We start from the raw sequence: 22,827 nt of genomic DNA on the forward strand, positions 1-22,827 counted from the left end.
GTGCGCTGGAAGCGGCGCATCTCCTCCCGGAACACCGTCCCCCGGAAGCGGCACACCTCCTGCCGGAGTGTCCCCCGCCCGAAGCGGCACGCCTCCCGCCGGAACACCACCCGCCGGGGAGGCCCCGTCCGACGATTCGCTGCCCACTTCTTCCGCAACGTGCCTTTCCCGTGCGGCCGTTCACGCCGGTTCCAGGAGTCGGCTGGGGTCGTCCGATCCTCTTCAGGAAGGGCCTTCCGACCTTCGGCTGGTGCCCCCGGCGCTGGCGGCCTGGGGTGCGGCGGCGGTGACCGTCGGCGGGGTGGTGGAGGCGGCGGTCGCGCTGCTCGCCGTTCTGCTGGCCGGGGCGCTGGTGGTGGGGCTCGTGGTGGCCCGCAGGTCCGCGCGGGGCGGTGGTGTGCCGCCCCGGCGTGCCGCCGCCGTGCTCACCGCACTGCTCTGCGCCTCGGCGGCCACCGCCTCGGCCGCACTGCACTCCGCCGACCTGTACCGCGGTCCGGTGCCCGAACTGGCCCGCAGATACGCCGTGGTGGGAGCCGAAGTCACCGTCACGGGCGACCCGCGGCAGACCCGGCCACGGGTACGGGGCGACAGTGCGGCACCCCGGTCCGTCGTGCTGGACGTCGAGGTCACCCGGGTCACCACCGTCGACGGAACGGCCACCGTCGTACGGACGCCGGCCCTGCTCTTCGCCCCTGTGCGCGGGCCCACCGCGAAGTGGCTGCGGCTGCTGCCCTCGACCCGGCTGCGGGTGAACGGGGCCCGGCTGGCGCCACCGTTGTCGGACGGCGGCCGGATCGCCGCCGTGCTGCGCGTACCGGGCGACGGGGCCCCGGTGGTCGTCGGCCCGCCCACCGTCGTACAGCGGAAGGCCGGTGGGCTCAGGGCCGGGCTGAGGGAAGCCACCGAAGGGCTGTCGCACGACGCGCGGGCACTGCTGCCGGGGCTGGTCGTCGGCGACACCTCCCGGATGGAGCCGGAACTGTACGACGCGTTCGCGGCGACCGACCTGGTGCATCTGACGGCCGTTTCCGGGAGCAACCTCACGATCGTGCTGGCCCTGCTCATCGGGCCGCCCGCACTCGCGCTGCGGGCCGAGCGGCGCGGACTGGCACCCCGGCTAGGGATCTCCCTGCGCACCACCGCGCTGTGCGGCGGAGCGCTCACCCTCGCCTTCGTCATCGTGTGCCGGCCGGAGCCCAGCGTGCTGCGGGCCGCCGCCTGCGGACTGATCACACTTCTCGCGATCGGCACGGGACGGCGTAGGTCCCTGATCCCCGCGCTGGCCGCCGCCGTACTGCTGCTCGTGCTGTACGACCCCTGGCTGGCCCGGAGCTACGGGTTCCTGCTGTCGGTGCTGGCGACCGGGGCCCTGCTCACCCTCGGGCCCGTCTGGAGCCTCTGGTTGCAGCGGCGCGGGGTGCCGCCCCGGCTCGCGGAGGTACTGGCCGCGGCGTGCGCGGCGCAGGCGGTGTGCGCGCCGGTGGTCGCGGTGATGGCGGCCCGGGTCAGCCTGGTGGCGATCCCGTGCAACCTCCTCGCCGAACTGGCCGTGGCGCCGGCCACCGTCCTCGGCTTCGCCGCCCTGGCCGCGGCCCCGGTGGCGATGCCCGTCGCCGCACTGCTGGCCCGGGTGGCCGGCTGGCCCGCCGAGTGGATCGCCGGGGTCGCGAGGACCGGGGCCGCACTGCCCGGGGCCGAGATCGGCTGGCCGGGCGGCTGGCAGGGCGGGCTGCTGCTGGCCGCCGTGACCCTGGCCGTGGTGCTCGCGGTTCGCCGGGCCCGGCACCGTCCCTGGCTGGGTCTCGGCTGCGTACTGCTCCTGCTGCTGGCGGTGCTGCGTCCGCCGCCGCTCACCGGACTGCTCACCGGATGGCCGCCGCCCGACTGGAGGGTCGTGCTGTGCGACGTGGGGCAGGGCGACACGACGGTGCTCGCGGCGGGGGAGCCGGGTACGGCCGTGGTGGTGGACGCGGGGCCCGACCCCGTACTGGCCGACCGGTGTCTGCGGCGGCTGGGCGTGACCCGGGTGCCGCTGGTCGTGCTCAGCCACTTCCACGCCGACCATGTGTCCGGGCTGCCCGGGGTGCTGCGCGGCCGAGAGGTCGGGGCGATCCAGACCACGACGCTGCGGGAGCCCGGGGAGCAGGCGGCGTTCGTCCGCAGGGTCGCGGCAGCGGCGGGGGTACCGGTGGGCGCGGTCCGGCCGGGCGAGCGGCGCCGGACGGGCCCGCTCGACTGGCAGGTGCTGTGGCCCCCGCCGCCCCCGCTGCCCGTGCCCCGCGAGGCGAACGACGCGAGTGCCACCCTTCTCGTACGCATCCAGGGCCCCGCGGCGGGCACCACCCCCGGTTCCGGTGCGGCCGGCGGAGTGCTGACCCTCCTGCTGCCCGGTGATCTCGAACCACCCGCGCAGCAGGGACTGCTGCGGGCCCATCCCGCTCTCCCGCGGGTCGATGTCCTCAAGGTCGCCCATCACGGCTCGGCCCACCAGGACCCCGGGCTGCTCCGCCGTCTCGCGCCCCGGCTGGCCCTGGTGCCGGTGGGCCGTGACAACCCGTACGGCCATCCCTCGCCCGTCGCCCTGGCCGCGCTCGACTCCCTGGGAGCGGTGGTGCTGCGCACGGACAGGGACGGCGCGGTCGCGGTGACCGGCGCGGGGGACGGGCTGGAGGCGGTGCCTCTGGGCGGCTGACGGGAGGAGACGAGGGGGCTGATTCCAGCCGTCTTCGCGAGGGCGGGACGCCCGCACACCCGTCCTGAGGAAGCCCCCGCGCGGGGCGGCGCGGTTCGGCCGTCAGCGACCGCAGGGGGACCCCGCAATTCGCACCCAGCCTCGCATTACTGCAGGTAATGGGCCAGTGGCCAGCGGATACGGCGAAACGGAATGCTCAATTCAGACCTCTGGGGACAGGCGGTGCCATCTCACCACCGAGCGACGCGTTTGCCTCGAACGCCCCATGGGTGATCGAATGCTTTTTCGTCAAAGGGTCGCTGCTCCGGCGGTTCGTCGTGTCTCGCTGCGCCCCTGTATCAACCATTTGCACGGGGGTGCGCACCTCATGATCTCCCGCTGGCTTGGCCGACGTCCGACCACCGGAAGCCACGCCAACCCACTCGCCGGACTCTCCGTCCCGTCCTCCGCGGGCGTGCTCAGCTGCCGGGTCCTCGACCCGGTCAACGAGCCCGTACGACAGGCCGAGTTCGTCGTCACCGACGGCACGGGCCGCAGGGTGGTCGGGGGTGAGACAGACCCGTACGGGACCCTCGTCGCGGCCGTCCCCGCGGGCGACTATCGGATCGCCGTCACCGCCGAGGGCTTCACTCCGTACCGCGGCAGCGCCACCGTCACCGAGAGCGGCCACTCCGGCCTCGGCGACATCTCCCTCCAGGTCGCCGCCCCGCCGCAGCTCCCCGAGCCCGGCGACTGGGAGATCGACCTGATGCACTCGCAGATCAGTTTCTCCGCGCGGCACATCGGGCTGGCCCGCATCCGCGGCCGGTTCAACAGCTTCGCGGGCGCCGTCCGGATCGGTGAGCGCATGGAGAACTCGGCGATGCACGTCATCATCGACGCCAACTCCATCGACACCAACGTCAAGATGCGCGACGACCACCTGCGCGGCAAGGACTTCTTCGACGTCGCGAACTACCCGACGATGGAGTTCTACAGCGACCGCTTCGTGCACCGGGGCGGCAGCCGCTGGGCCGTCACCGGCGCGCTCACCCTGCACGGCGTGAGCCGTACCGTCACGCTGGACAGCCAGTACCTCGGCATGGGCAACGGCATCCAGGGCGAGACCCGCGCGGCCGTCCACTCCACCGCCGAACTCCACCGCGAGGACTTCACCCTCACCTGGCAGACCATGCTCGGGCACGGCATCGCCGCCGTCGGCTCCAGCATCGCGGTCGAACTGGACATCCAGATCGTTCCCAAGGCGTCGGAAGCCCCGGCCTCCTGACGGCTTCACCGGATCATTTAGGAGCCCCGGGCACCTAAGGTGCCCGGGGCTCCTGGGCGCGGCCCGGGTCGCCGAAACGGCGGTCCGAGCGGGGAGGAGTAGCCCGGGGGAGGGCGGGGAAGCGGCGCTCGCGACCCCTGCGGCCCCACACGGACCCTTCGGCCCGCGCCGGCTTGCACGCGACTCCTGGGGCCGCACGGCCCCCGCGCGACTCCCGCGGGCGGCTAGGGCGCTTCCAGCCACCCCTCGTACTCCGCCGCCAGCCCGTCCAGCGCCGCGGCGTCGAGGCGCCCCTCGGGGTCCTCGACGACCACCAGCCACTGGGCGTCCTCGGCGTCGTCCTCGCCCGCCAGCGCGTCCCGTACGAGCTGCGGCTCCTCGGCCAGGCCGAAAGCGTCGCCCAGCTCCTGCGCCACCTCCTCGGCGGCGTCCCGGTCCGGCAGTACCAACACATGGCGCACCTGGGCGCCTCGTACCTCGCTCACCCGTACATTCTCCGGCACGACGGCCAGCGCGGGAGCACTGTCAGTGGCCCGTGGGATGCTTGACCGCGATGGCCACCAGGAAGAATTCGACCGACGATCCGCTCGCCCCCGTCACCCTCGCGGTGGGCCAGGAGGACCTCCTCCTCGACCGTGCCGTGCAGCAGGTCGTGGCGGCGGCCCGCGCCGTGGACGCCGACACCGACGTACGCGACCTCACGCCCGACAAACTGGAACCCGGCACGCTCGCCGAGCTGACCAGCCCCTCGCTCTTCGCCGAGCGCAAGGTGGTCGTCGTGCGCAACGCACAGGACCTCTCCGCCGACACGATCAAGGACGTCAAGGCGTACCTGGGCGCTCCCGCCGAGGAGATCACCCTCGTGCTGCTGCACGCGGGCGGCGCCAAGGGCAAGGGCCTCCTGGACGCCGCCCGCAAGGCCGGGGCCCGCGAGGTTCCCTGCCCCAAGACCACCAAGCCCGCGGAGCGACTGACGTTCGTACGGTCGGAATTCCGGGCGCTGGGCCGCTCCGCCACGCCCGAGGCGAGCCAGGCGCTGGTCGACGCCATCGGCAGCGACCTGCGCGAGCTGGCCAGCGCCGTCTCGCAGCTGGTCGCGGACGTCGAGGGCACCATCGACGAGGAGGTCGTCGGCCGGTACTACACGGGCCGCGCGGAGGCCTCCAGCTTCACCGTCGCCGACCGTGCCGTCGAGGGACGGGCCGCCGAGGCACTCGAAGCGCTGCGGTGGTCGCTGTCGACGGGGGTGGCGCCGGTGCTGATCACCAGCGCGCTCGCCCAGGCTGTACGGGCCATCGGCAAGCTGGCGTCCGCCCCGCGCGGCGCCCGGCCCGGCGACCTGGCCAGGGACCTCGGGATGCCCCCCTGGAAGATCGACCGGGTCCGCCAGCAGATGCGCGGCTGGTCGGCAGACAGCGTCGCTCTCGCCCTGCGGGCGGTCGCCGAGGCCGACGCGGGCGTCAAGGGCGGCGGGGACGACCCCGAGTACGCCCTGGAGAAGGCCGTGGTCACGGTCGCGCGGGCGGCCAGGACTCGCAGCACGCGCTAGCGGAAGGCATGGGCCCCGTACGCCGCTCCTGAGGACGCCGGCGCCAGAACCTCCCCCCCCCCCCGGAAACGCTGCGCCGAAGCCGCGCCCCCGGAAACGCCGGAACCCCGGCTCCGTCCTGGGGAAGGACGGAGCCGGGGTTCCGGTTCGAGCTGGTTTCCGCCGCGCCCGCGTGGCGAACGCGTTCGGCGCGCGGCGGGGGTGCCGGGTCAGGAGCGGTAGAGAGGGTCCGCTGGGCCCTGACGCCGACGAATCACTACAGGTACCTCAGGGGTGATTGCTCAGCCCCGCGAGGCGAGGGCTCAGCCCTGAAGGGTGGCGACCTTGGCAGCCAGCGCCGACTTCTTGTTGGCGGCGGCGTTCTTGTGGATGACACCCTTGCTCGCGGCCTTGTCGAGCGCGCGGGAGGCGTCGCGAACGGCCTGGGTGGCCTTCTCGACGTCGCCGGCGACGACGGCCTCGCGGGCCTTGCGCACCGCGGTCTTCACCGAGGACTTGACGGCCTTGTTGCGCAGGCGCGCCTTCTCGTTCGTCTTGTTCCGCTTGACCTGGGACTTGATGTTCGCCACTGAAAGAGCCTTTACAGGTTCGATTTGGATCTCGATGTGCGTCCCGCGACCCGCGAAGGTCACCAGACACAGCTGCCCAGGCTACCAGCCGTCCTCCGACCGGCCCAAACCGGCCTCAGGGCCCCGGCCGTGGGACCATGGGAAGACTTCACAACTTCCGGACCGAGACGAGAACGACGCACGCGCGCGCACGACGCACACCGCCGTGACGCAACAGAGTGCCGTCTTCTCAAGAATCAGGACCCTGCGTGCCCGCGACTCCTCTCCACGTGCCCGAGCCGAGCCGTACCGACCCGGCACTGCTCCGCAACTTCTGCATCATCGCGCACATCGACCACGGCAAGTCGACGCTGGCCGACCGGATGCTCCAGCTGACCGGCGTGGTCGACCAGCGTCAGATGCGTGCCCAGTACCTCGACCGCATGGACATCGAGCGCGAGCGCGGCATCACGATCAAGTCCCAGGCGGTGCGGCTGCCCTGGGCGCCCACCGAGGGCGACATGAAGGGGACGACGCACGTCCTCAACATGATCGACACCCCCGGCCACGTGGACTTCACCTACGAGGTCTCCCGCTCGCTGGCCGCCTGCGAGGGCACGATCCTGCTGGTCGACGCCGCACAGGGCATCGAGGCGCAGACCCTCGCCAACCTGTACCTGGCGATGGAGAACGACCTCACGATCGTCCCCGTCCTGAACAAGATCGACCTCCCGGCCGCCCAGCCGGAGAAGTTCTCCGAGGAACTCGCCAACCTCATCGGCTGCCAGCCGGAGGACGTGCTGAAGGTCTCCGCCAAGACCGGTGTCGGCGTCGACGCGCTGCTCGACCGGGTGGTCCGGGACGTACCGGCCCCGGTCGGCGTCAAGGACGCCCCCGCCCGCGCGATGATCTTCGACTCGGTCTACGACTCCTACCGCGGTGTCGTCACCTACGTCCGTGTCGTCGACGGCCAGCTCAACAAGCGCGAGCGCATCCGGATGATGTCCACCGGCGCCACCCACGAGCTGCTGGAGATCGGTGTCTCCTCGCCCGAGATGACGCCGTCCGACGGTCTCGGCGTCGGCGAGGTCGGCTACCTCATCACCGGTGTGAAGGACGTCCGGCAGTCCAAGGTCGGTGACACGATCACCTCCCTCAGCAAGGGCGCCACGGAGCCGCTCGGCGGCTACAAGGACCCGAAGCCGATGGTCTTCTCCGGCCTGTACCCGCTCGACGGCTCCGAGTACCCGGACCTGCGCGAGGCGCTCGACAAGCTCCAGCTCAACGACGCCGCCCTGGTGTACGAGCCGGAGACCTCCGCGGCCCTCGGCTTCGGTTTCCGCGTCGGCTTCCTCGGCCTGCTGCACCTCGACGTGATCCGCGAGCGGCTGGAGCGCGAGTTCGGCCTCGACCTCATCGCGACCGCGCCCAACGTGGTGTACCGCGTGGTCATGGAGGACCGCACCGAGCACACGGTGACCAACCCGAGCGAATTCCCCGAGGGCAAGATCTCGGACGTCTTCGAGCCGGTCGTACGGGCCACGATCCTCGCCCCCAGCGAGTTCATCGGCGCCATCATGGAGCTCTGCCAGACCCGCCGCGGCACGCTCATCGGCATGGACTACCTCTCCGAGGACCGCGTCGAGATCCGCTACACGCTGCCGCTCGCGGAGATCGTCTTCGACTTCTTCGACCAGCTGAAGTCCAAGACCCGCGGTTACGCCTCCCTCGACTACGAGCCCACCGGCGAGCAGTCCGCCTCCCTCGTCAAGGTCGACATCCTGCTGCACGGCGACAAGGTCGACGCCTTCTCCGCCGTCACGCACAAGGACGCCGCCTACGCGTACGGCGTGCGGCTCGTCGCCAAGCTGCGCGAGCTCATCCCGCGGCAGGCCTTCGAGGTGCCCATCCAGGCCGCCATCGGCTCCCGGGTCATCGCCCGCGAGACGATCCGCGCCATCCGCAAGGACGTCCTCGCCAAGTGCTACGGCGGCGACATCTCCCGCAAGCGCAAGCTCCTGGAGAAGCAGAAGGAGGGAAAGAAGCGCATGAAGATGGTCGGCAGCGTCGAGGTGCCGCAGGAAGCCTTCATCGCGGTTCTCTCCAGCGACGACTCCGGCGGCAAGTCGAAGAAGTAGTACAGCGGCCGCACACCGTCACGGTGTCCGGCCGTCCGGCGGGCCCGTCGCACTTCGGTGCGGCGGGCCCGCCGTCGTGTCGGGGCGCCCCCCGGCGCGCGCACGGGTCGCACGGCGCGCGCACAAAAGGAAGTCCTCGGACTCTTACGTACCAGGCGCGGGCGCTCTAGTCTGATCACTGATCGTTTGTTACTCGCCAGTTAAATACCAGCCAGTCGCGCAGCAATGCCGCGGGCCCGGAGGACGTCGTGAGCGACACACAGACCTTGATCGAGAACCGGCCGCCGTCCGTCGCGGCCCTCTTCATTGAGCGCGTGGCTGCCACGCCGGACGGAGAGGCCTACCGCTACCCGGTGCCGCCGGCCGGCGGCACCGGCCCCGACGAATGGCGCTCGCTGAGCTGGGGCCAGGCCGCGAAGCGGGTGTACGCGGTCGCCGCCGGCCTCCTGGATCTGGGGGTGCAGCCCGAGCAGCGGGTGGCCCTGGCTTCCAACACGCGGGTCGAGTGGATCCTCGTCGACCTCGGTGTGATGTGCGCGGGCGCGGCCACGACCACGATCTACCCCTCGACGAACGCCGAGGAGAGCGCCTACATCCTCGCGGACTCCGAGAGCCGGGTACTGATCGCCGAGGACGCCGCGCAGCTCGCCAAGGCCCGTGAGCGGCGTGCCGACCTGCCGCACCTCGCCCATGTCGTCGTGGTGAACGCCGAGGACGCGGTGGCGGCCGAGGGCGACCCGGAGGGCTGGGTGCTCAGCCTCGCCGACCTGGAGGCGCGCGGTGCCGCCTACCTGGAGAAGAACCCGGAGGCGGTCAAGGAGCGCGTCGGGGCCATCACCTCCGACCAGCTCGCCACCCTCATCTACACCTCCGGCACCACCGGCCGCCCCAAGGGCGTACGGCTGCCGCACGACTGCTGGTCGTACATGGCGAAGGCGACCGTCGCGACCGGGCTGATCACCAAGGACGACCTGCAGTACCTGTGGCTGCCGCTGGCGCACGTCTTCGGCAAGGTTCTCACCTCCGGACAGATCGAGGTCGGGCACGTCACCGCCGTCGACGGCCGCATCGACAAGATCATCGAGAATCTGCCGGTCGTGCAGCCGACGTACATGGCCGCCGTGCCGCGCATCTTCGAGAAGGTCTACAACGGGGTCGCCGCCAAGGCACGGGCCGGCGGCGGCGCCAAGTACAAGATCTTCCAGTGGGCGGCCGGCGTCGGACGCGAGTACGCGAAGGTCACCCAGGACAACTTCCGGCGCACCGGGCAGGCCACCGCGCCCTTCGCTCTGAACGCCAAGCACAAGGTCGCCGACACCCTGGTCTTCGCCAAGATCCGCGAGGCGTTCGGCGGGCGGCTGCGGGCCTGTGTGTCGGGTTCGGCGGCACTGGCCCCGGACATCGGCTACTTCTTCTCCGGCGCCGGAATCCACATCCTGGAGGGCTACGGGCTCACCGAGTCCTCCGCCGCCAGCTTCGTCAACCCGGGCGAGGCCTACCGCACCGGCACCGTCGGCAAGCCGCTCCCCGGCACCGAGGTGCGGATCGCCGAGGACGGCGAGATCCTGCTGCGCGGCCCCGGCATCATGCAGGGCTACCACGGGCTGCCGGAGAAGACGGCGGAAGTGCTGGAGTCCGACGGCTGGTTCCACACCGGTGACATCGGAGAACTGTCCCCGGACGGCTACCTGCGGATCACCGACCGCAAGAAGGACCTCATCAAGACGTCGGGCGGCAAGTACATCTCGCCCGCCGAGGTGGAGGGCCAGTTCAAGGCGGTCTGCCCCTACGTCTCGAACATCCTGGTGCACGGCGGCGACCGCAACTTCTGTACGGCGCTGATCTCGCTCGACGAGCCGACGATCATGGGCTGGGCGCAGGAACAGGGCCTCGCCGCGAAGACGTACGCCGAAGTGATGGCGGCCCCGCAGACGCAGGCCCTGGTGGAGGGCTATGTGAAGGAACTCAACGAGGGGCTGCAGCGCTGGCAGACCATCAAGAAGTTCCGCCTGCTGCCCCGCGACCTCGACGTCGAGAACGGTGAACTGACGCCCAGCCTCAAGCTGAAGCGGCCGGTCGTCGAGCGCGAGTACAAGCACCTGATCGACGAGATGTACGCGGGAAGCCGGGAGGCCTGACCCGCGGCACCGTCGCGCGGCACCACCTCACGGCACCGCGTCGCTCGCGGTACCCGCCGTGGCGCACGGCGGTGCGCCGCGGCCCTCGTCACGAGTGGCCGCGGCGCATCTCCGTCAGGGTCTCGCGCATACGGGCCACCCGCTCCCGCAGCGGCGATCCCCCGTCGGGATCGTCCCGGACGACCTGTTCCTCTATCTCCGCCAGTTGTGCGGCGAGCAGCCCGTACTGCTGCCGTTCCTGATTGAGCATCCGCTCAAGCAGCCGGTTCTTGCGGTGGAGTTCGAGGAAGACATTGACCTTGGCGCGCAGTACCCACGGGTCGAAGGGCTTTGTCAGGAAGTCGGCGGCGCCCGTCGCGTAGCCCCGGAAGGCGTAGCCGGAATCGCCTTCCGTGCCGGTCAGGAAAATGATCGGAATGTCCTTGGTCTGATCAAGACGCTTGATGTTCGACGCGGTCTCGAAGCCGTCCATGCCGGGCATCCGTACGTCCAGCAGGACCACCGCGAAGTTCTGGCGCAGCAGTGCCTTCATGGCCTCCTCGCCCGAGCGGGCCCGCACCAGGGGCTCGTTGAGGGCGCCGAGCACCGCCTCCAGGGCGATGAGGTTGTCTTCCATGTCGTCCACGAGCAGGATGCTGGCGTGGTCGTTGTGCGCTGTTCGCGGTGCCTCAGTGGTCATCGTCCACAACTCCTGGAACTGCCGGGATTACAAAGACCTTCGACGCGCAAGTCGATCCGTCCGGTTCTGCCGCTGCCAGCGGTTCCCCCTCCGGGTCCAGTACGGAACAGACGACCGAGAGCAGCCGGTCGACGTCCACCGGCTTCGGCACGTACTCGTTGGCGCCCTGCGCGATGGACTTCTCCCGGTCGCCCGGCATGGCCTTCGCGGTCAGGGCGACGATCGGCAGGTCGGTCCAGCGGGGTGTCTTGCGGATCGCCTCGATGGTCTCGTAACCGTCCATCTCCGGCATCATGATGTCCATCAGGACCAGCTCGACATCGGGATGGCGCTCCAGCATCTCGATGCCCTCGCGGCCGTTCTCCGCGTACAGCACGGGCATGCCGACCCGGCCCAGCACATGGGTGAGGGCGAACACGTTGCGGATGTCGTCGTCGACGATCAGGACGCGGCGGCCGGGGAGCACCGCGCCGGCCCGGCCGGACCTCCACTCCTCCAGCTTGGTCGTGGTGGGCCAGTCGTCGTCCTGGTCGGGCAGGGTCACATGGTTGGCGGACAGCCGCTCGGACGGTGTCATCGCCACGGGGCGCGGCGCCGGCTGCTGCTGGGCGAGTTGCTCGGTCTCGATGTGCCCGGGGTAGCGCACCGGCACGTACAGCGTGAACGTCGAGCCGTGTCCCGGCTCGCTCTCCGCCACGATCCGCCCGCCCAGCAGGCCGGCGATCTCCCGGCTGATGGACAGGCCGAGACCGGTGCCTCCGTACTTGCGGTTGGTGGTGCCGTCGGCCTGCTGGAACGCCTCGAAGATGACCGGGAGCTTCTCCGGGGCGATGCCGATGCCGGTGTCGGACACGGCGAAGGCGATCACGTCGTGGGTGCCCTTGAGGAGGGTGCTCTCCGGGTCGGAGATCCAGCTGACGTGCAGCTCGACACGGCCGGTGGAGGTGAACTTGATGGCGTTGGACAGCAGGTTGCGCAGGATCTGCTGGAGGCGCTGTTCGTCGGAGAACATCTCGCGCGGCACGTTCTCGCCGACGGCCACCTCGAAGGCGAGCCCGCGGTCGAGGGTGACCGGCCGGAACGTGGCGTGGACGTAGTCGAGCAGTTTGATGAGCGGCAGCTTCTTGGGGCGTACGTCCATCCGGCCCGCCTCGATCTTGGACAGGTCGAGGATGTCGTTGATCAGCTGGAGCAGGTCCGAGCCGGAGCGGTGGATGGTCGTCGCGAACTGGACCTCCTGGTCGGAGAGATGGCCGTCCGGGTTGTCGGAGAGGAGGCGCGCCAGGATGAGGAGGGAGTTGAGCGGGGTGCGCAGCTCGTGCGACATGTTCGCCAGGAACTCCGACTTGTACTGCGAGGACGTGGCGAGCAGCGCCGCCTTCTCCTCCAGTTCGGCGTTGGAACGCTGGAGTTCGGCCTGCTGGCGCTGGAGTTCGTTGGACCGGTCCTGGAGCTGGACGGCGAGCCGCTGCGACTCGCTCAGCAGCGACTCCGTACGGGAGTTGGCGATGATGGTGTTGATGGCGACGCCGATGGTGTTCACGAACTGGTCGAAGAAGGCCAGATGCACGTCGGAGAAGCGGGAGAACGACGCCAGTTCGATTACTCCGAGCAGTTTGTCCTCGAAGAGGATCGGGATGATGACGACACTCGCCGGGGCGGCCTCGCCGAGACCCGAGTTGATCTTGATGTAGTCCGGCGGCGCCTCCTCGACCAGGATCCGCTTCTTCTCCAGGGCGGCCTGGCGGACCAGACCGTGGCCCGGCATGCCGTGGGTGTCGACGGTGGCGCCCTGCGCGGAGCCGTAGCCGGCGATGAAGGCGAGACCGCGCTGGGGCATCGTCGCGTTGGTGGTGTGCGAGGGGGTGCCGTCGGTGTCGGGGTCGGCCAGGAAGAACGCGCCGAACTGGGCGTTCACCAGCGGGGTCAGTTCGCGCAGGATCAGGTCGGCGACCTCCATCAGGTCGCGGTGGCCCTGCATCAGGCCCGCCAGGCGCGCCAGGTTGGACTCCAGCCAGTCCTTGGCGCGGGTGGTCTCGCGGAGGTTGGACACCATCAGGTTGATGTTGTCCTTCAGCTCGGAGACCTCGCCGCGGGTCTCGACGGTGATCGAGCGGGACATGTCGCCCTGGGCGACGGCGGAGGCCACCTCGGCGATGGCGCGGACCTGGGTGGTGAGGTTCAGGGCGAGTTCGTTGACGTTGGTGGTCAGGCGCTTCCACGTGCCGTACACGCCCTCGACGCGCGCCTGGCCGCCCAGCTGGCCCTCGGAACCGACCTCCCGGGCGACCCGGGTGACCTCGGAGGAGAACGAGGACAGCGTGTCGACCATCGTGTTGATGGTGGTCTTCAGCTCCAGGATCTCGCCGCGCGCGTCGACGTCGATCTTCTTGGAGAGGTCGCCCTGGGCCACGGCGGTGGCGACCTGGGCGATGTTGCGCACCTGGGAGGTCAGGTTGTCGGCCATGTAATTGACGTTGTCGGTGAGGTCCTTCCAGACCCCCGACACACCGAGGACCTGGGCACGGCCGCCGAGCCGGCCGTCGGTGCCGACCTCGCGGGCGACCCGGGTGACCTCGTCGGCGAAGGCCCGCAACTGTTCCACCATCGTGTTGACGGTGTCCTTCAGCTCCAGGATCTCCCCGCGGGCGTCGACGGTGATCTTCTTGGAGAGGTCGCCGTTGGCGACGGCGGTGGTGACCTGGGCGATGTTGCGGACCTGGGAGGTCAGGTTGGACGCCATGAAGTTGACGTTGTCGGTGAGGTCCTTCCACACTCCGCTGACCCCGCGCACCTGCGCCTGGCCGCCGAGGTTTCCCTCGGTGCCGACCTCGCGGGCGACGCGGGTGACCTCGTCGGCGAAGGCGGAGAGCTGGTCGACCATCGTGTTGATCGTCGACTTGAGTTCGAGGATCTCGCCCTTCGCCTCGACGGTGATCTTCTTGCCGAGGTCGCCCTGGGCGACGGCCGTGGAGACGAGCGCGATGTTGCGCACCTGGGAGGTCAGGTTGTCCGCCATGAAGTTGACGTTCTCGGTGAGGTCCTTCCAGACACCGGAAACGCCACGCACCTGGGCGCGTCCGCCGAGGTTTCCCTCGGTGCCGACCTCGCGGGCGACGCGGGTGACCTCGTCGGCGAAGGCGGAGAGCTGGTCGACCATCGTGTTGATCGTCGACTTCAGCTCCAGGATCTCGCCCTGCGCGTCCACGGTGATCTTCTGCGACAGGTCGCCGTTGGCGACGGCGGTGGTGACCTGGGCGATGTTGCGGACCTGGGAGGTCAGGTTGGACGCCATGAAGTTGACGTTGTCGGTGAGGTCCTTCCACACCCCGCTGACCCCGCGCACCTGGGCGCGGCCGCCCAGCTGACCGACCGTGCCGACCTCGCGGGCGACGCGGGTGACCTCGTCGGCGAAGGCGGAGAGCTGGTCGACCATCGTGTTCACGGTCAGCTTCAGTTCGAGCAGCTCACCGGTCGCCTCCACCGTGACCGTACGGGTCAGGTCGCCACGGGCCACCGCCGTCGTCACCGCCGCGATGTCGCGGACCTGGGCGGTCAGCCGGGACGCCATCGTGTTGACGGCCTCCGTCACGTCCCGCCAACTCCCCGACAGACCCTGCACCTTGGCGCGCCCGCCGAGCCGCCCCTCGGTACCGACCTCGCGGGCCACCCGGGTCACCTCGCCCGTGAACAGCGAGAGCTGGTCGACCATCTTGTTGACGGCCCGGCCCAGCCGCCGCAGATCGCCGTGCAACTGCCTTTTGCCGTCGTGCAGATCGACCCGCTGGGTCAGATCGCCGCCCGCGACCGCGTCCAGCACCCGCGTGGCGTTGGCGGCAGGCACCACCAGGGCGTCGAGGAGCGCGTTCGTACTGTTGATGTTGGAGGCCCAGCCGCCCTGGCCGGGGCTGGCCGTCAGCCGCTCGTCGAGCCTGCCGTGCCGTACCACTTCCCTCCGCACCCGGGCCAGTTCGCCCGCGAAGTGCTCCTTGCGGTCGGCGATCTGGTTGAAGACGGCGGTCAGCTCACCGGAGGGACCGGCGTGCGTCTCCGGCAGCCGCACCCGGAAGTCGCCGTCGCGCAGCGAGGTCATCGCGGCGAGGAGGGGGCGCAGTTCGGAGGCGTGCACCCAGCCGTCGCCGGGGTGGCCGTCGTCCGCGGGAGGCTCTGCCGGGCGTGCGCCACCGGTACGGATGTGGGCGCGCGTGCCGGGACGTGGAATGGCTCGGTCTTCGTTCATTTGCGGCCCACTTCGGTGACTCGGTGCTTATGGGCAGGCTCAGTCTGTCACCCTGTGGTTGTCGTAAGCGGCGCATTGCGACAACTGATCAGGAGCCGCACCGTGACACTCATTCCGACACAGCGGGACGAAGGCGCCCGCGAGAACGCCCCGCAGGTTGGGAGGTACGAGATCCAGTCCGAGGCCCGCACCAGCCTGCCGGGAAACCCGCTTGCCCCCTCCGCCGCGCGCAAGTTCGTCCGGGCCGCCGTCGCGGACTGGTCGGGCACGTCCCTGCTGCCCGACGACGAGGGCATCGCCGGCCGGCTCGCCGACGACGCCGCCCTCGTCGTGAACGAACTCGTCACCAACGCGGTCGTGCACGCCGGCACCACCGTCGAGCTGCTGTGCCGGATGGAGAGGGCCGACCCGCAGGGCGGCGGCACCGTCCTCGTCGTCGAGGTCTCCGACCACCACCCCTCCCGGGTGGTGCACAACCAGCCGCAGCGCCGCGAGAGAAGCGGCTCCCCGGAGTACGGCCGCGGCCTCCACCTGGTCGCCGGACTCGCCGAGAGCTGGGGCGTCACCTACCGCACCGGCCTCAAGACCGTCTGGGCCGCGCTCACCCTCGACAACTGGCGGTACAACAGCGCCCCGACGGACCCGGCGGACCCCGGTCATGTCGTCCGGCCCTCCGAGCGGGCCCTCCAGCGCGGCCTGCGCACCGCCGAGATCCTCGCCCCGCTGCCCCGGCGGCAGGTCCGCGACGAGGACCCCGACTGGATCAACCGGGGCGCCCTGTCGTTCCTCGCCGAGGCGTCCGACCTGCTCGCCGGACAGTTCGACCAGGACATGGTGGTCGCGCTGGCGGCACAGCTGCTGGTGCCCCGGCTGGCCGACTGGTGCGCCGTGTGGCTCGACCCGGAGGGCGGTGGTCCGGCGGCGGAACCACGGCTCGCCCGCGTCTGGCACGCGCGCGAGGCGTGCATGGAGGAACTGCGCGCCAGGCTGGAGAAGGAGCCGCCCCGGCTGCCGGAACCCGCCCGCGGCGGCCCCGTACCGCTGCCCTGGCCGAGCGCCGGGGAGAGCTTCGGCCCCGCCGGCGCGGTGCTCGCCTGCCGGATGGTGGTGGGCGGGAGCCGGGTCGGCATCCTCATGATGGGCCGGGCCGGGATCGCCCGGATCCCCGACGAGGTGACCGGCCTGATCGAGGACTTCGTGCGCCGGGTCGCCCTGGCCGTCGGGGCCGCCCGCCGCTACACCCAGCAGGCCAACATCTCGCGCGTCCTCCAGCGGGCCCTGCTGCCCAGCCGCGTCGCGAAGATCCCCGGCATGACCAGCGCCCTCGTCTACCAGCCCCGCGGCGAGGGGCTGGCCGGCGGCGACTTCTACGACATCTTCCACGCGTCCGAGGGGCGCTGGTGCTTCGCCCTCGGCGACGTGCAGGGCAACGGCCCCGAGGCCGCCGTGGTCACCGGGCTCGTACGGCCGTGGCTGCGGCTGCTCGCCCGCGAGGGCTACCAGGTCGCGGAGGTGCTCGACCGCCTCAACCGGCTGCTGCTCGACGACGCGATGGAGTCCGCGGACGCCGCCGCGCGGCTGGTCGCGGCGGCCGGCGGCCAGGAACTGCCCGAGGGACCGCAGGCACGTTTCCTTTCGATGCTGTACGGGGAGCTGGAGCCGCTGCCGCAGTCCGAGGGCGGCGGGGTGCGCTGCACGGTCTCCAGCGCCGGACACCCGCTGCCGCTGGTGCTGCGGCCCGACGGCGACGTACGGGTGGCGGGACGGCCCGGGGTGCTGCTGGGAGTGCTGGACGACGCGGCGTACGAGAGCGAGACGTTCGTCCTGGCCTCAGGGGAGTCGCTGCTGAGCGTCACCGACGGCGTCACCGAGCGGCGCAACGGGCGGGCGATGTTCGACGACGCGGACGGGGTCGCCAGGGCGCTGGCGGGATGCGTGGGGCTGTCGGCGCAGGGTGTGGCGGAGCGGATCACCCGGGCGGTGCACGCCTTCGCCGCGGACCCGCCGGACGACGACCTGGCGCTGCTGGTGCTGCGCGCGGACTAGCGGGCGGGGGCACGACGGGGGCGGTGCCCGGCGGGGACGGGCGGGGGCCGGCCCGGCCCGGTCGAGGGGGTGGGCGGAGCCTTCGGCGCGAGGGCGGACAATGGGGGCATGCCTTCTGTACTGCCTGACGGTGAGCCCATGCCCGAGGACGGGGCGCTGCCTCCCGACGCGCTGCGGGGGGCGGGGGAGCGGCCCCTCGGGTTCTATCTGCACGTCCCCTACTGCGCGACCCGCTGCGGCTACTGCGATTTCAACACCTACACGGCGACCGAGCTGCGCGGCTCCGGCGGCGTACTCGCCTCCCGCGACAACTACGCGGCGACGCTCGTGGAGGAGGTGCGCCTCGCGCGCAAGGTGCTGGGCGACGACCCGCGGCCGGTGCGCACCGTGTTCGTCGGCGGGGGCACGCCGACGCTGCTGCCCGCCGCCGATCTCGTCACGATGCTGGCCGCGATCCGCGAGGAGTTCTCCCTCGCGGACGACTGCGAGGTGACGACCGAGGCCAATCCGGAGTCGGTGAACCCGGCGTACCTGGCGGAGCTTCGCGAGGGCGGCTTCAACCGGGTCTCCTTCGGCATGCAGAGCGCCCGCCCGCACGTACTGAAGGTGCTGGACCGCACGCACACCCCGGGACGCCCCGAGGAGTGCGTCGCGGAGGCGCGGGCCGCCGGGTTCGACCATGTGAACCTGGACCTGATCTACGGCACGCCGGGGGAGTCGGACGCCGACTGGCAGGCGTCCCTGGACGCGGCGATCGGGGCGGGCCCCGACCACGTCAGCGCGTACGCGCTGATCGTCGAGGAGGGCACCCAGCTGGCCCGCCGGATCCGCCGCGGCGAGGTCCCGATGACCGACGACGACGTTCACGCGGACCGCTACCTGATGACCGAGGAAGCCCTGTCGGCAGCCGGTTTCTCCTGGTACGAGGTGTCCAACTGGGCCACCTCCGAGGCGGGCCGCTGCCTGCACAACGAGCTGTACTGGCGCGGCGCCGACTGGTGGGGGGCTGGCCCCGGCGCGCACAGCCACGTGGGCGGGGTGCGCTGGTGGAACGTCAAGCACCCCGGCGCCTACGCGCAGGCCCTGGGCGACGGGCGCTCCCCGGGCGCGGGCCGCGAGGTGCTGTCGGCGGAGGACCGGCGGGTCGAGCGGATCCTGCTGGAACTGCGCCTGGTCGAGGGCTGCGAACTGTCGCTGCTGAAGCCCGCCGGACTTGCCGCCGCCGAGCAGGCGGTAAGGAGCGGGCTCCTGGAGGACGGTCCTTACGCGCAGGGCCGTGCGGTGCTGACGCTGCGCGGGCGACTGCTGGCGGACGCGGTGGTGCGGGACCTGGTGGACTGACGGGCGGGCGGGCGACAGGGCCGCCCTTGTTCCCGCCGCGCGCTACTCCGCCGGTGCCGTCACGAAGTCGATCAGCTCCTCGACCCGGCCGAGCAGCTCCGGCTGGAGGTCGCGGTACGAGCGGACCCGGCCCAGGATGTGCTGCCAGGCCGCGCCCGTGTTCTCCGGCCAGCCCAGCGACCGGCACACGCCCGTCTTCCAGTCCTGGCCGCGCGGGACCACCGGCCAGCCCGCGATGCCCACCGAGGAGGGCTTCACGGCCTCCCACACGTCGATGTACGGATGCCCGACGACCAGGACGTCCGTGTGGGTCACCGAGGCGGCGATGCGGGACTCCTTGGAGCCGGGCACCAGGTGGTCGACCAGGACGCCGAGCCGGGCGTCCGGGCTCGGACCGAACTCGGCGACGATCGCCGGAAGGTCGTCGACACCCTCCAGGTACTCCACGACGACGCCCTCGACGCGCAGGTCGTCGCCCCAGACGCGCTCCACCAGTTCGGCGTCGTGGCGGCCCTCCACGTAGATGCGGCCCGCCCTGGCGACGCGGGCGCGCGCGTGCGCGACCGCGACGGAGCCGGAGGCGGTACGGGTGGGGCGGGCCGGTCCCGCGGCGGCCGACGGGCGCACCAGGGTGACCGGCCTGCCCTCGTGCAGGAAACCGGCGGGGGCCATGGGGAACACGCGGTGCTTGCCGAAGCGGTCCTCCAGGGTGACGGTGGGGCCCTCGGCGGTCTTCTCGGTGCGGATCACCGCGCCGCAGAAGCCCGTGGACACCTCCTCGACCACCAGATCGGGATCGGCGGGAACCTCCGGGACCGGCGTCGACTTCTTCCACGGCGGGGTGAAGTCCGGGCTGTAGCTGCGCATTCGCCAAACGCTACAGGGGCGGGTCCCCACGAGCGGCCGGTCCGGCCCGGCACGCGCCGGTCCCGCAAGCGGCTAGTCCCGGAAGCGGTGGGCCAGTGCGTCGCGCTGTGCGCGTACGAAGGCGGCGTCCACCGCGGCCCCGTGTCCGGGGACGTACAGCGCGCTCTCGCCGCCCAGGGCGAGCAGCCGGTCCAGGGACTCGGGCCAGCGTCCGGTGACGGCGTCGCTGCCCGCCTGGGGGTCGCCCGACTCCTCCACCAGGTCGCCGCAGAAGACCACCTCGGGGGTGTCCCCGAGGCCCGGGACCAGGGCCACCAGGTCGTGCCTGCTGTGCGCCGGGCCCAGGTTGGCGAGCAGCACGGTGCGGCCGCCGCCCAGGTCGAGGGTGCGTTCGCCGGAGACGAGGTGGTGCGGGGCGGTGAGGAGGTCGGCGGCCTCGACGGCGGCCGCGGGCGCCACTCCGTGCCGCACCGCCGAGGTGGAGATCGTCTCGCGCTGCGCGGTGAGGGCCGTGTCCATGCCGACCGCGGCGAAGACCTCCACGCCCGCGAACACGCCCGTGCCCAGCACATGGTCGAAGTGGGAGTGGCTGAGCGCGATGTGCGTCACTCTGCGGCCGAGCAGAACCTCGGCCTCCCGGCGGACCGAGGCGCCCTCGCGCAGGGTGGAACCGGTGTCGAAGAGCAGTGCCCCGCAGGCGCCCGCCACCAGGCCCACCGTGGCGTCCCAGCCCGGCAGCCGGCGCCTCGCGACGCCCGGCGCGAGATGTTCCCAGCCTGCTTCGGCGCCCAGCTCTTCCCATCGCAAGTCCATACCGTGACGCTAGCGTGAGCAGCCGCCCTTGTTCGGGTGGCACCCCGCCGCCGTACACTGGCCCGGGGAATCGCTGGCACTCGTACAGGGGGAGTGCCAGGCAGGGTGGCGGGGAACATGCCGTCCATGAGCGACCTGCACCAGGGAACAACACGGCTTGGAGGTGTGCGCGATGCTCAGTGAACGCAGACTTGAAGTGCTGCGCGCCATCGTCCAGGACTATGTCGGCACGGAGGAGCCCGTCGGCTCCAAGGCCCTCACCGAGCGCCACCAGCTCGGTGTCTCCCCGGCCACCGTCCGCAACGACATGGCCGCCCTGGAGGACGAGGGCTTCATCGCCCAGCCGCACACCAGTGCCGGGCGCATTCCCACCGACAAGGGCTACCGGCTGTTCGTCGACCGGCTGGCCGGCGTCAAGCCGCTGTCCACGCCGGAGCGGCGGGCCATCCAGAACTTCCTGGACGCCTCCGTGGACCTCGACGACGTCGTCGCCCGTACGGTGCGGCTGCTCGCGCAGCTGACCCGGCAGGTGGCCGTCGTCCAGTACCCGTCGCTGACGCGCTCGACGGTGCGGCACGTGGAATTGCTCTCACTTGCCCCCGCGCGGCTGATGCTGGTGCTGATCACCGACACCGGACGGGTCGAGCAGCGGATGATCGACTGCCCGGCGCCGTTCGGCGAGACGTCCCTGGCGGACCTGCGGGCGCGGCTCAACAGCCGGGTCGTGGGCCGCCGTTTCGCGGACGTACCGCAGTTGGTGCAGGAACTTCCCGAGTCGTTCGAACCGGAGGACAGGGGAACCGTTTCGACGGTTCTCGCGACTCTTCTGGAGACACTCGTGGAGGAGACCGAGGAACGGCTGATGATCGGCGGCACCGCCAATCTCACCCGCTTCGGCCACGACTTCCCGCTCACCATCCGGCCCGTTCTGGAGGCGCTGGAGGAGCAGGTGGTTCTGCTGAAGCTGCTCGGCGAGGCGACCGAGTCCGGTATGACCGTACGTATCGGGCACGAGAACGCCCATGAAGGACTCAGTTCTACGTCCGTGGTCGCAGTCGGCTACGGTTCGGGCGACGAGGCAGTCGCCAAACTAGGCGTGGTCGGACCGACCCGCATGGACTACCCCGGAACGATGGGAGCGGTACGCGCAGTGGCACGTTACGTCGGACAGATCCTGGCGGAGTCGTAAGTGGCCACGGACTACTACGCCGTACTCGGCGTGCGCCGCGACGCTTCCCAGGACGAAATCAAGAAGGCGTTCAGGCGTCTTGCGCGTGAGCTTCACCCGGACGTGAATCCGGACCCGAAGACTCAGGAGCGCTTCAAGGAGATCAACGCCGCCTACGAGGTGTTGTCGGACCCGCAGAAGAAGCAGGTCTACGACCTCGGCGGCGACCCGCTGTCCGCCTCCGGCGGTGGCGGGGCCGGCGGCTTCGGCCAGGGCGGATTCGGAAACTTCTCCGACATCATGGACGCCTTCTTCGGCACGGCCTCGCAGCGCGGACCGCGCTCGCGGACCCGCCGGGGCCAGGACGCCATGATCCGCCTGGAGATCGACCTCAACGAGGCGGCCTTCGGCACGACCAAGGAGATCCAGGTCGACACCGCCGTCGTCTGCACCACGTGCAGCGGCGAGGGCGCGGCCCCCGGCACCTCTGCGCAGACCTGCGACATGTGCCGCGGCCGCGGTGAGGTCTCGCAGGTCACCCGGTCGTTCCTCGGCCAGGTCATGACCTCGCGGCCCTGCCCGCAGTGCCAGGGCTTCGGCACGGTCGTGCCCACGCCGTGCCCGGAGTGCGCCGGTGACGGCCGCGTACGGTCGCGTCGCACGCTCACCGTGAAGATCCCGGCCGGTGTCGACAACGGCACCCGGATCCAGCTCGCGGGCGAGGGCGAGGTCGGCCCCGGCGGCGGCCCCGCCGGTGACCTGTACGTGGAGATCCACGAGCTGCCGCACCCGACCTTCCAGCGGCGCGGCGACGATCTGCACTGCACGGTGACGATCCCGATGACGGCGGGCGCGCTCGGCACCAAGGTGCCGCTGGAGACGCTCGACGGCGTGGAGGAGATCGACATCAGGCCCGGTACGCAGTCGGGCCAGTCGGTGCCGCTGCACGGGCGCGGTGTCACGCATCTGCGCGGCGGCGGCCGGGGCGACCTGATCGTGCACGTCGAGGTGCTCACCCCCACCAAGCTCGACCAGCAGCAGGAGGACCTGCTGCGCCAACTCGCGAAACTGCGCGGCGAGGAGCGCCCCCAGGGGCAGTTCCAGCCCGGTCAGCAGGGGCTGTTCTCGCGCCTGAAGGACGCGTTCAACGGCCGCTGACGTCGGAGGGGCGCGCTCGACGGCCGTCGGGTGAACAGCGCCACGCGCGCGTGGCACGGAAGCGGGGGGGGGGGGGGGGGGGGGGCCCCCCCCCGCGGGCCGGGGGGGGGCGGGGGCGGGGGGGCCAAACAGGCCACAAGAAGCGGGGGGTCGAGCGAGTTGGGGCGCGCGGGGGTGGAG

Annotated in this window: 15 protein-coding genes; 9 read left to right on the plus strand and 6 right to left on the minus strand. The window is 71.3% G+C overall.

Annotated elements, in window-relative coordinates:
- Window positions 1-202: 202 nt before the first annotated feature.
- On the plus strand, window positions 203-2,695 hold the full coding sequence (locus ACFYVL_RS40010; protein WP_389254185.1) for a ComEC/Rec2 family competence protein: 2,493 nt from the start codon (window positions 203-205) through the stop codon (window positions 2,693-2,695).
- A gap of 367 nt (window positions 2,696-3,062) precedes the next feature.
- Window positions 3,063-3,962: a YceI family protein gene (locus ACFYVL_RS40015; RefSeq protein ID WP_389254153.1), complete on the plus strand. Its 900-nt coding sequence runs from the start codon at window positions 3,063-3,065 to the stop codon at window positions 3,960-3,962.
- 224 nt (window positions 3,963-4,186) lie between these two features.
- Here the strand turns inward: ACFYVL_RS40015 and ACFYVL_RS40020 are convergent, their stop codons facing one another.
- A complete protein-coding gene (locus tag ACFYVL_RS40020; RefSeq protein ID WP_389254187.1) occupies window positions 4,187-4,414 on the minus strand; it encodes a hypothetical protein in 228 nt (75 codons plus the stop codon).
- A gap of 101 nt (window positions 4,415-4,515) precedes the next feature.
- Between ACFYVL_RS40020 and holA the strand changes: the two genes are divergently transcribed.
- On the plus strand, window positions 4,516-5,511 hold the full coding sequence (gene holA / locus ACFYVL_RS40025) for a DNA polymerase III subunit delta (RefSeq protein ID WP_389254155.1): 996 nt from the start codon (window positions 4,516-4,518) through the stop codon (window positions 5,509-5,511).
- 302 nt (window positions 5,512-5,813) lie between these two features.
- On the opposite strand, the gene rpsT is transcribed toward holA, so the two are convergent.
- A complete protein-coding gene (rpsT, locus tag ACFYVL_RS40030; protein ID WP_389254157.1) occupies window positions 5,814-6,080 on the minus strand; it encodes a 30S ribosomal protein S20 in 267 nt (88 codons plus the stop codon).
- Window positions 6,081-6,328: 248 nt separating this feature from the next.
- Between rpsT and lepA the strand changes: the two genes are divergently transcribed.
- Both lepA and ACFYVL_RS40040 read left to right on the plus strand, forming a co-directional pair.
- Window positions 6,329-8,197, plus strand: a complete 1,869-nt coding sequence (gene lepA / locus ACFYVL_RS40035; RefSeq protein ID WP_389254159.1) for a translation elongation factor 4 — start codon at window positions 6,329-6,331, stop codon at window positions 8,195-8,197.
- 248 nt (window positions 8,198-8,445) lie between these two features.
- A complete protein-coding gene (locus ACFYVL_RS40040; RefSeq protein ID WP_389254161.1) occupies window positions 8,446-10,335 on the plus strand; it encodes an AMP-dependent synthetase/ligase in 1,890 nt (629 codons plus the stop codon).
- 88 nt (window positions 10,336-10,423) lie between these two features.
- Here the strand turns inward: ACFYVL_RS40040 and ACFYVL_RS40045 are convergent, their stop codons facing one another.
- On the minus strand, window positions 10,424-11,014 hold the full coding sequence (locus ACFYVL_RS40045) for a two-component system response regulator (RefSeq protein ID WP_389254163.1): 591 nt from the start codon (window positions 11,012-11,014) through the stop codon (window positions 10,424-10,426).
- Complete coding sequence (locus ACFYVL_RS40050) at window positions 11,004-15,107, minus strand: HAMP domain-containing protein (protein WP_389254189.1); 4,104 nt, start codon at window positions 15,105-15,107, stop codon at window positions 11,004-11,006. The genes ACFYVL_RS40045 and ACFYVL_RS40050 overlap by 11 nt, the downstream gene beginning before the upstream one ends.
- Before the next feature lie 249 nt (window positions 15,108-15,356).
- Between ACFYVL_RS40050 and ACFYVL_RS40055 the strand changes: the two genes are divergently transcribed.
- Both ACFYVL_RS40055 and hemW read left to right on the plus strand, forming a co-directional pair.
- Window positions 15,357-17,300 (plus strand): SpoIIE family protein phosphatase, encoded by a 1,944-nt coding sequence (locus tag ACFYVL_RS40055; protein WP_389254165.1) that lies wholly within the window; start codon window positions 15,357-15,359, stop codon window positions 17,298-17,300.
- A gap of 108 nt (window positions 17,301-17,408) precedes the next feature.
- Complete coding sequence (hemW, locus tag ACFYVL_RS40060; RefSeq protein WP_389254167.1) at window positions 17,409-18,641, plus strand: radical SAM family heme chaperone HemW; 1,233 nt, start codon at window positions 17,409-17,411, stop codon at window positions 18,639-18,641.
- 42 nt (window positions 18,642-18,683) lie between these two features.
- Here the strand turns inward: hemW and ACFYVL_RS40065 are convergent, their stop codons facing one another.
- The gene (locus ACFYVL_RS40065; RefSeq protein WP_389254169.1) at window positions 18,684-19,508 is read right to left on the minus strand and encodes a DUF3097 domain-containing protein; all 825 of its coding nucleotides are present in this window, start codon (window positions 19,506-19,508) and stop codon (window positions 18,684-18,686) included.
- 72 nt (window positions 19,509-19,580) lie between these two features.
- Window positions 19,581-20,321, minus strand: a complete 741-nt coding sequence (locus tag ACFYVL_RS40070; protein ID WP_389254171.1) for an MBL fold metallo-hydrolase — start codon at window positions 20,319-20,321, stop codon at window positions 19,581-19,583.
- A gap of 172 nt (window positions 20,322-20,493) precedes the next feature.
- On the opposite strand from ACFYVL_RS40070, the gene hrcA reads away from it, so the two are divergent.
- Both hrcA and dnaJ read left to right on the plus strand, forming a co-directional pair.
- Window positions 20,494-21,510, plus strand: coding sequence for a heat-inducible transcriptional repressor HrcA (hrcA, locus tag ACFYVL_RS40075; protein ID WP_389254173.1), 1,017 nt, complete (start codon window positions 20,494-20,496; stop codon window positions 21,508-21,510).
- Window positions 21,511-22,647, plus strand: a complete 1,137-nt coding sequence (gene dnaJ, locus ACFYVL_RS40080) for a molecular chaperone DnaJ (RefSeq protein ID WP_389254175.1) — start codon at window positions 21,511-21,513, stop codon at window positions 22,645-22,647. It begins immediately after the preceding gene.
- Window positions 22,648-22,827: the final 180 nt, after the last annotated feature.

This window comes from Streptomyces sp. NPDC004111, from assembly GCF_042874215.1.
Classification (GTDB): domain Bacteria; phylum Actinomycetota; class Actinomycetes; order Streptomycetales; family Streptomycetaceae; genus Streptomyces.

What these genes read in the sequence shown, in the direction of transcription:
- hrcA (WP_389254173.1), top strand. Translation starts at nt 20,494, where the DNA reads ATGCTCAGTGAACGCAGACTTGAAGTGCTGCGCGCCATCGTCCAGGAC.
- ACFYVL_RS40065 (WP_389254169.1), bottom strand. Translation starts at nt 19,508, where the DNA reads ATGCGCAGCTACAGCCCGGACTTCACCCCGCCGTGGAAGAAGTCGACG.
- ACFYVL_RS40050 (WP_389254189.1), bottom strand. Translation starts at nt 15,107, where the DNA reads ATGACCTCGCTGCGCGACGGCGACTTCCGGGTGCGGCTGCCGGAGACG.
- ACFYVL_RS40015 (WP_389254153.1), top strand. Translation starts at nt 3,063, where the DNA reads ATGATCTCCCGCTGGCTTGGCCGACGTCCGACCACCGGAAGCCACGCC.
- hemW (WP_389254167.1), top strand. Translation starts at nt 17,409, where the DNA reads ATGCCTTCTGTACTGCCTGACGGTGAGCCCATGCCCGAGGACGGGGCG.
- holA (WP_389254155.1), top strand. Translation starts at nt 4,516, where the DNA reads ATGGCCACCAGGAAGAATTCGACCGACGATCCGCTCGCCCCCGTCACC.
- ACFYVL_RS40070 (WP_389254171.1), bottom strand. Translation starts at nt 20,321, where the DNA reads ATGGACTTGCGATGGGAAGAGCTGGGCGCCGAAGCAGGCTGGGAACAT.
- ACFYVL_RS40045 (WP_389254163.1), bottom strand. Translation starts at nt 11,014, where the DNA reads ATGACCACTGAGGCACCGCGAACAGCGCACAACGACCACGCCAGCATC.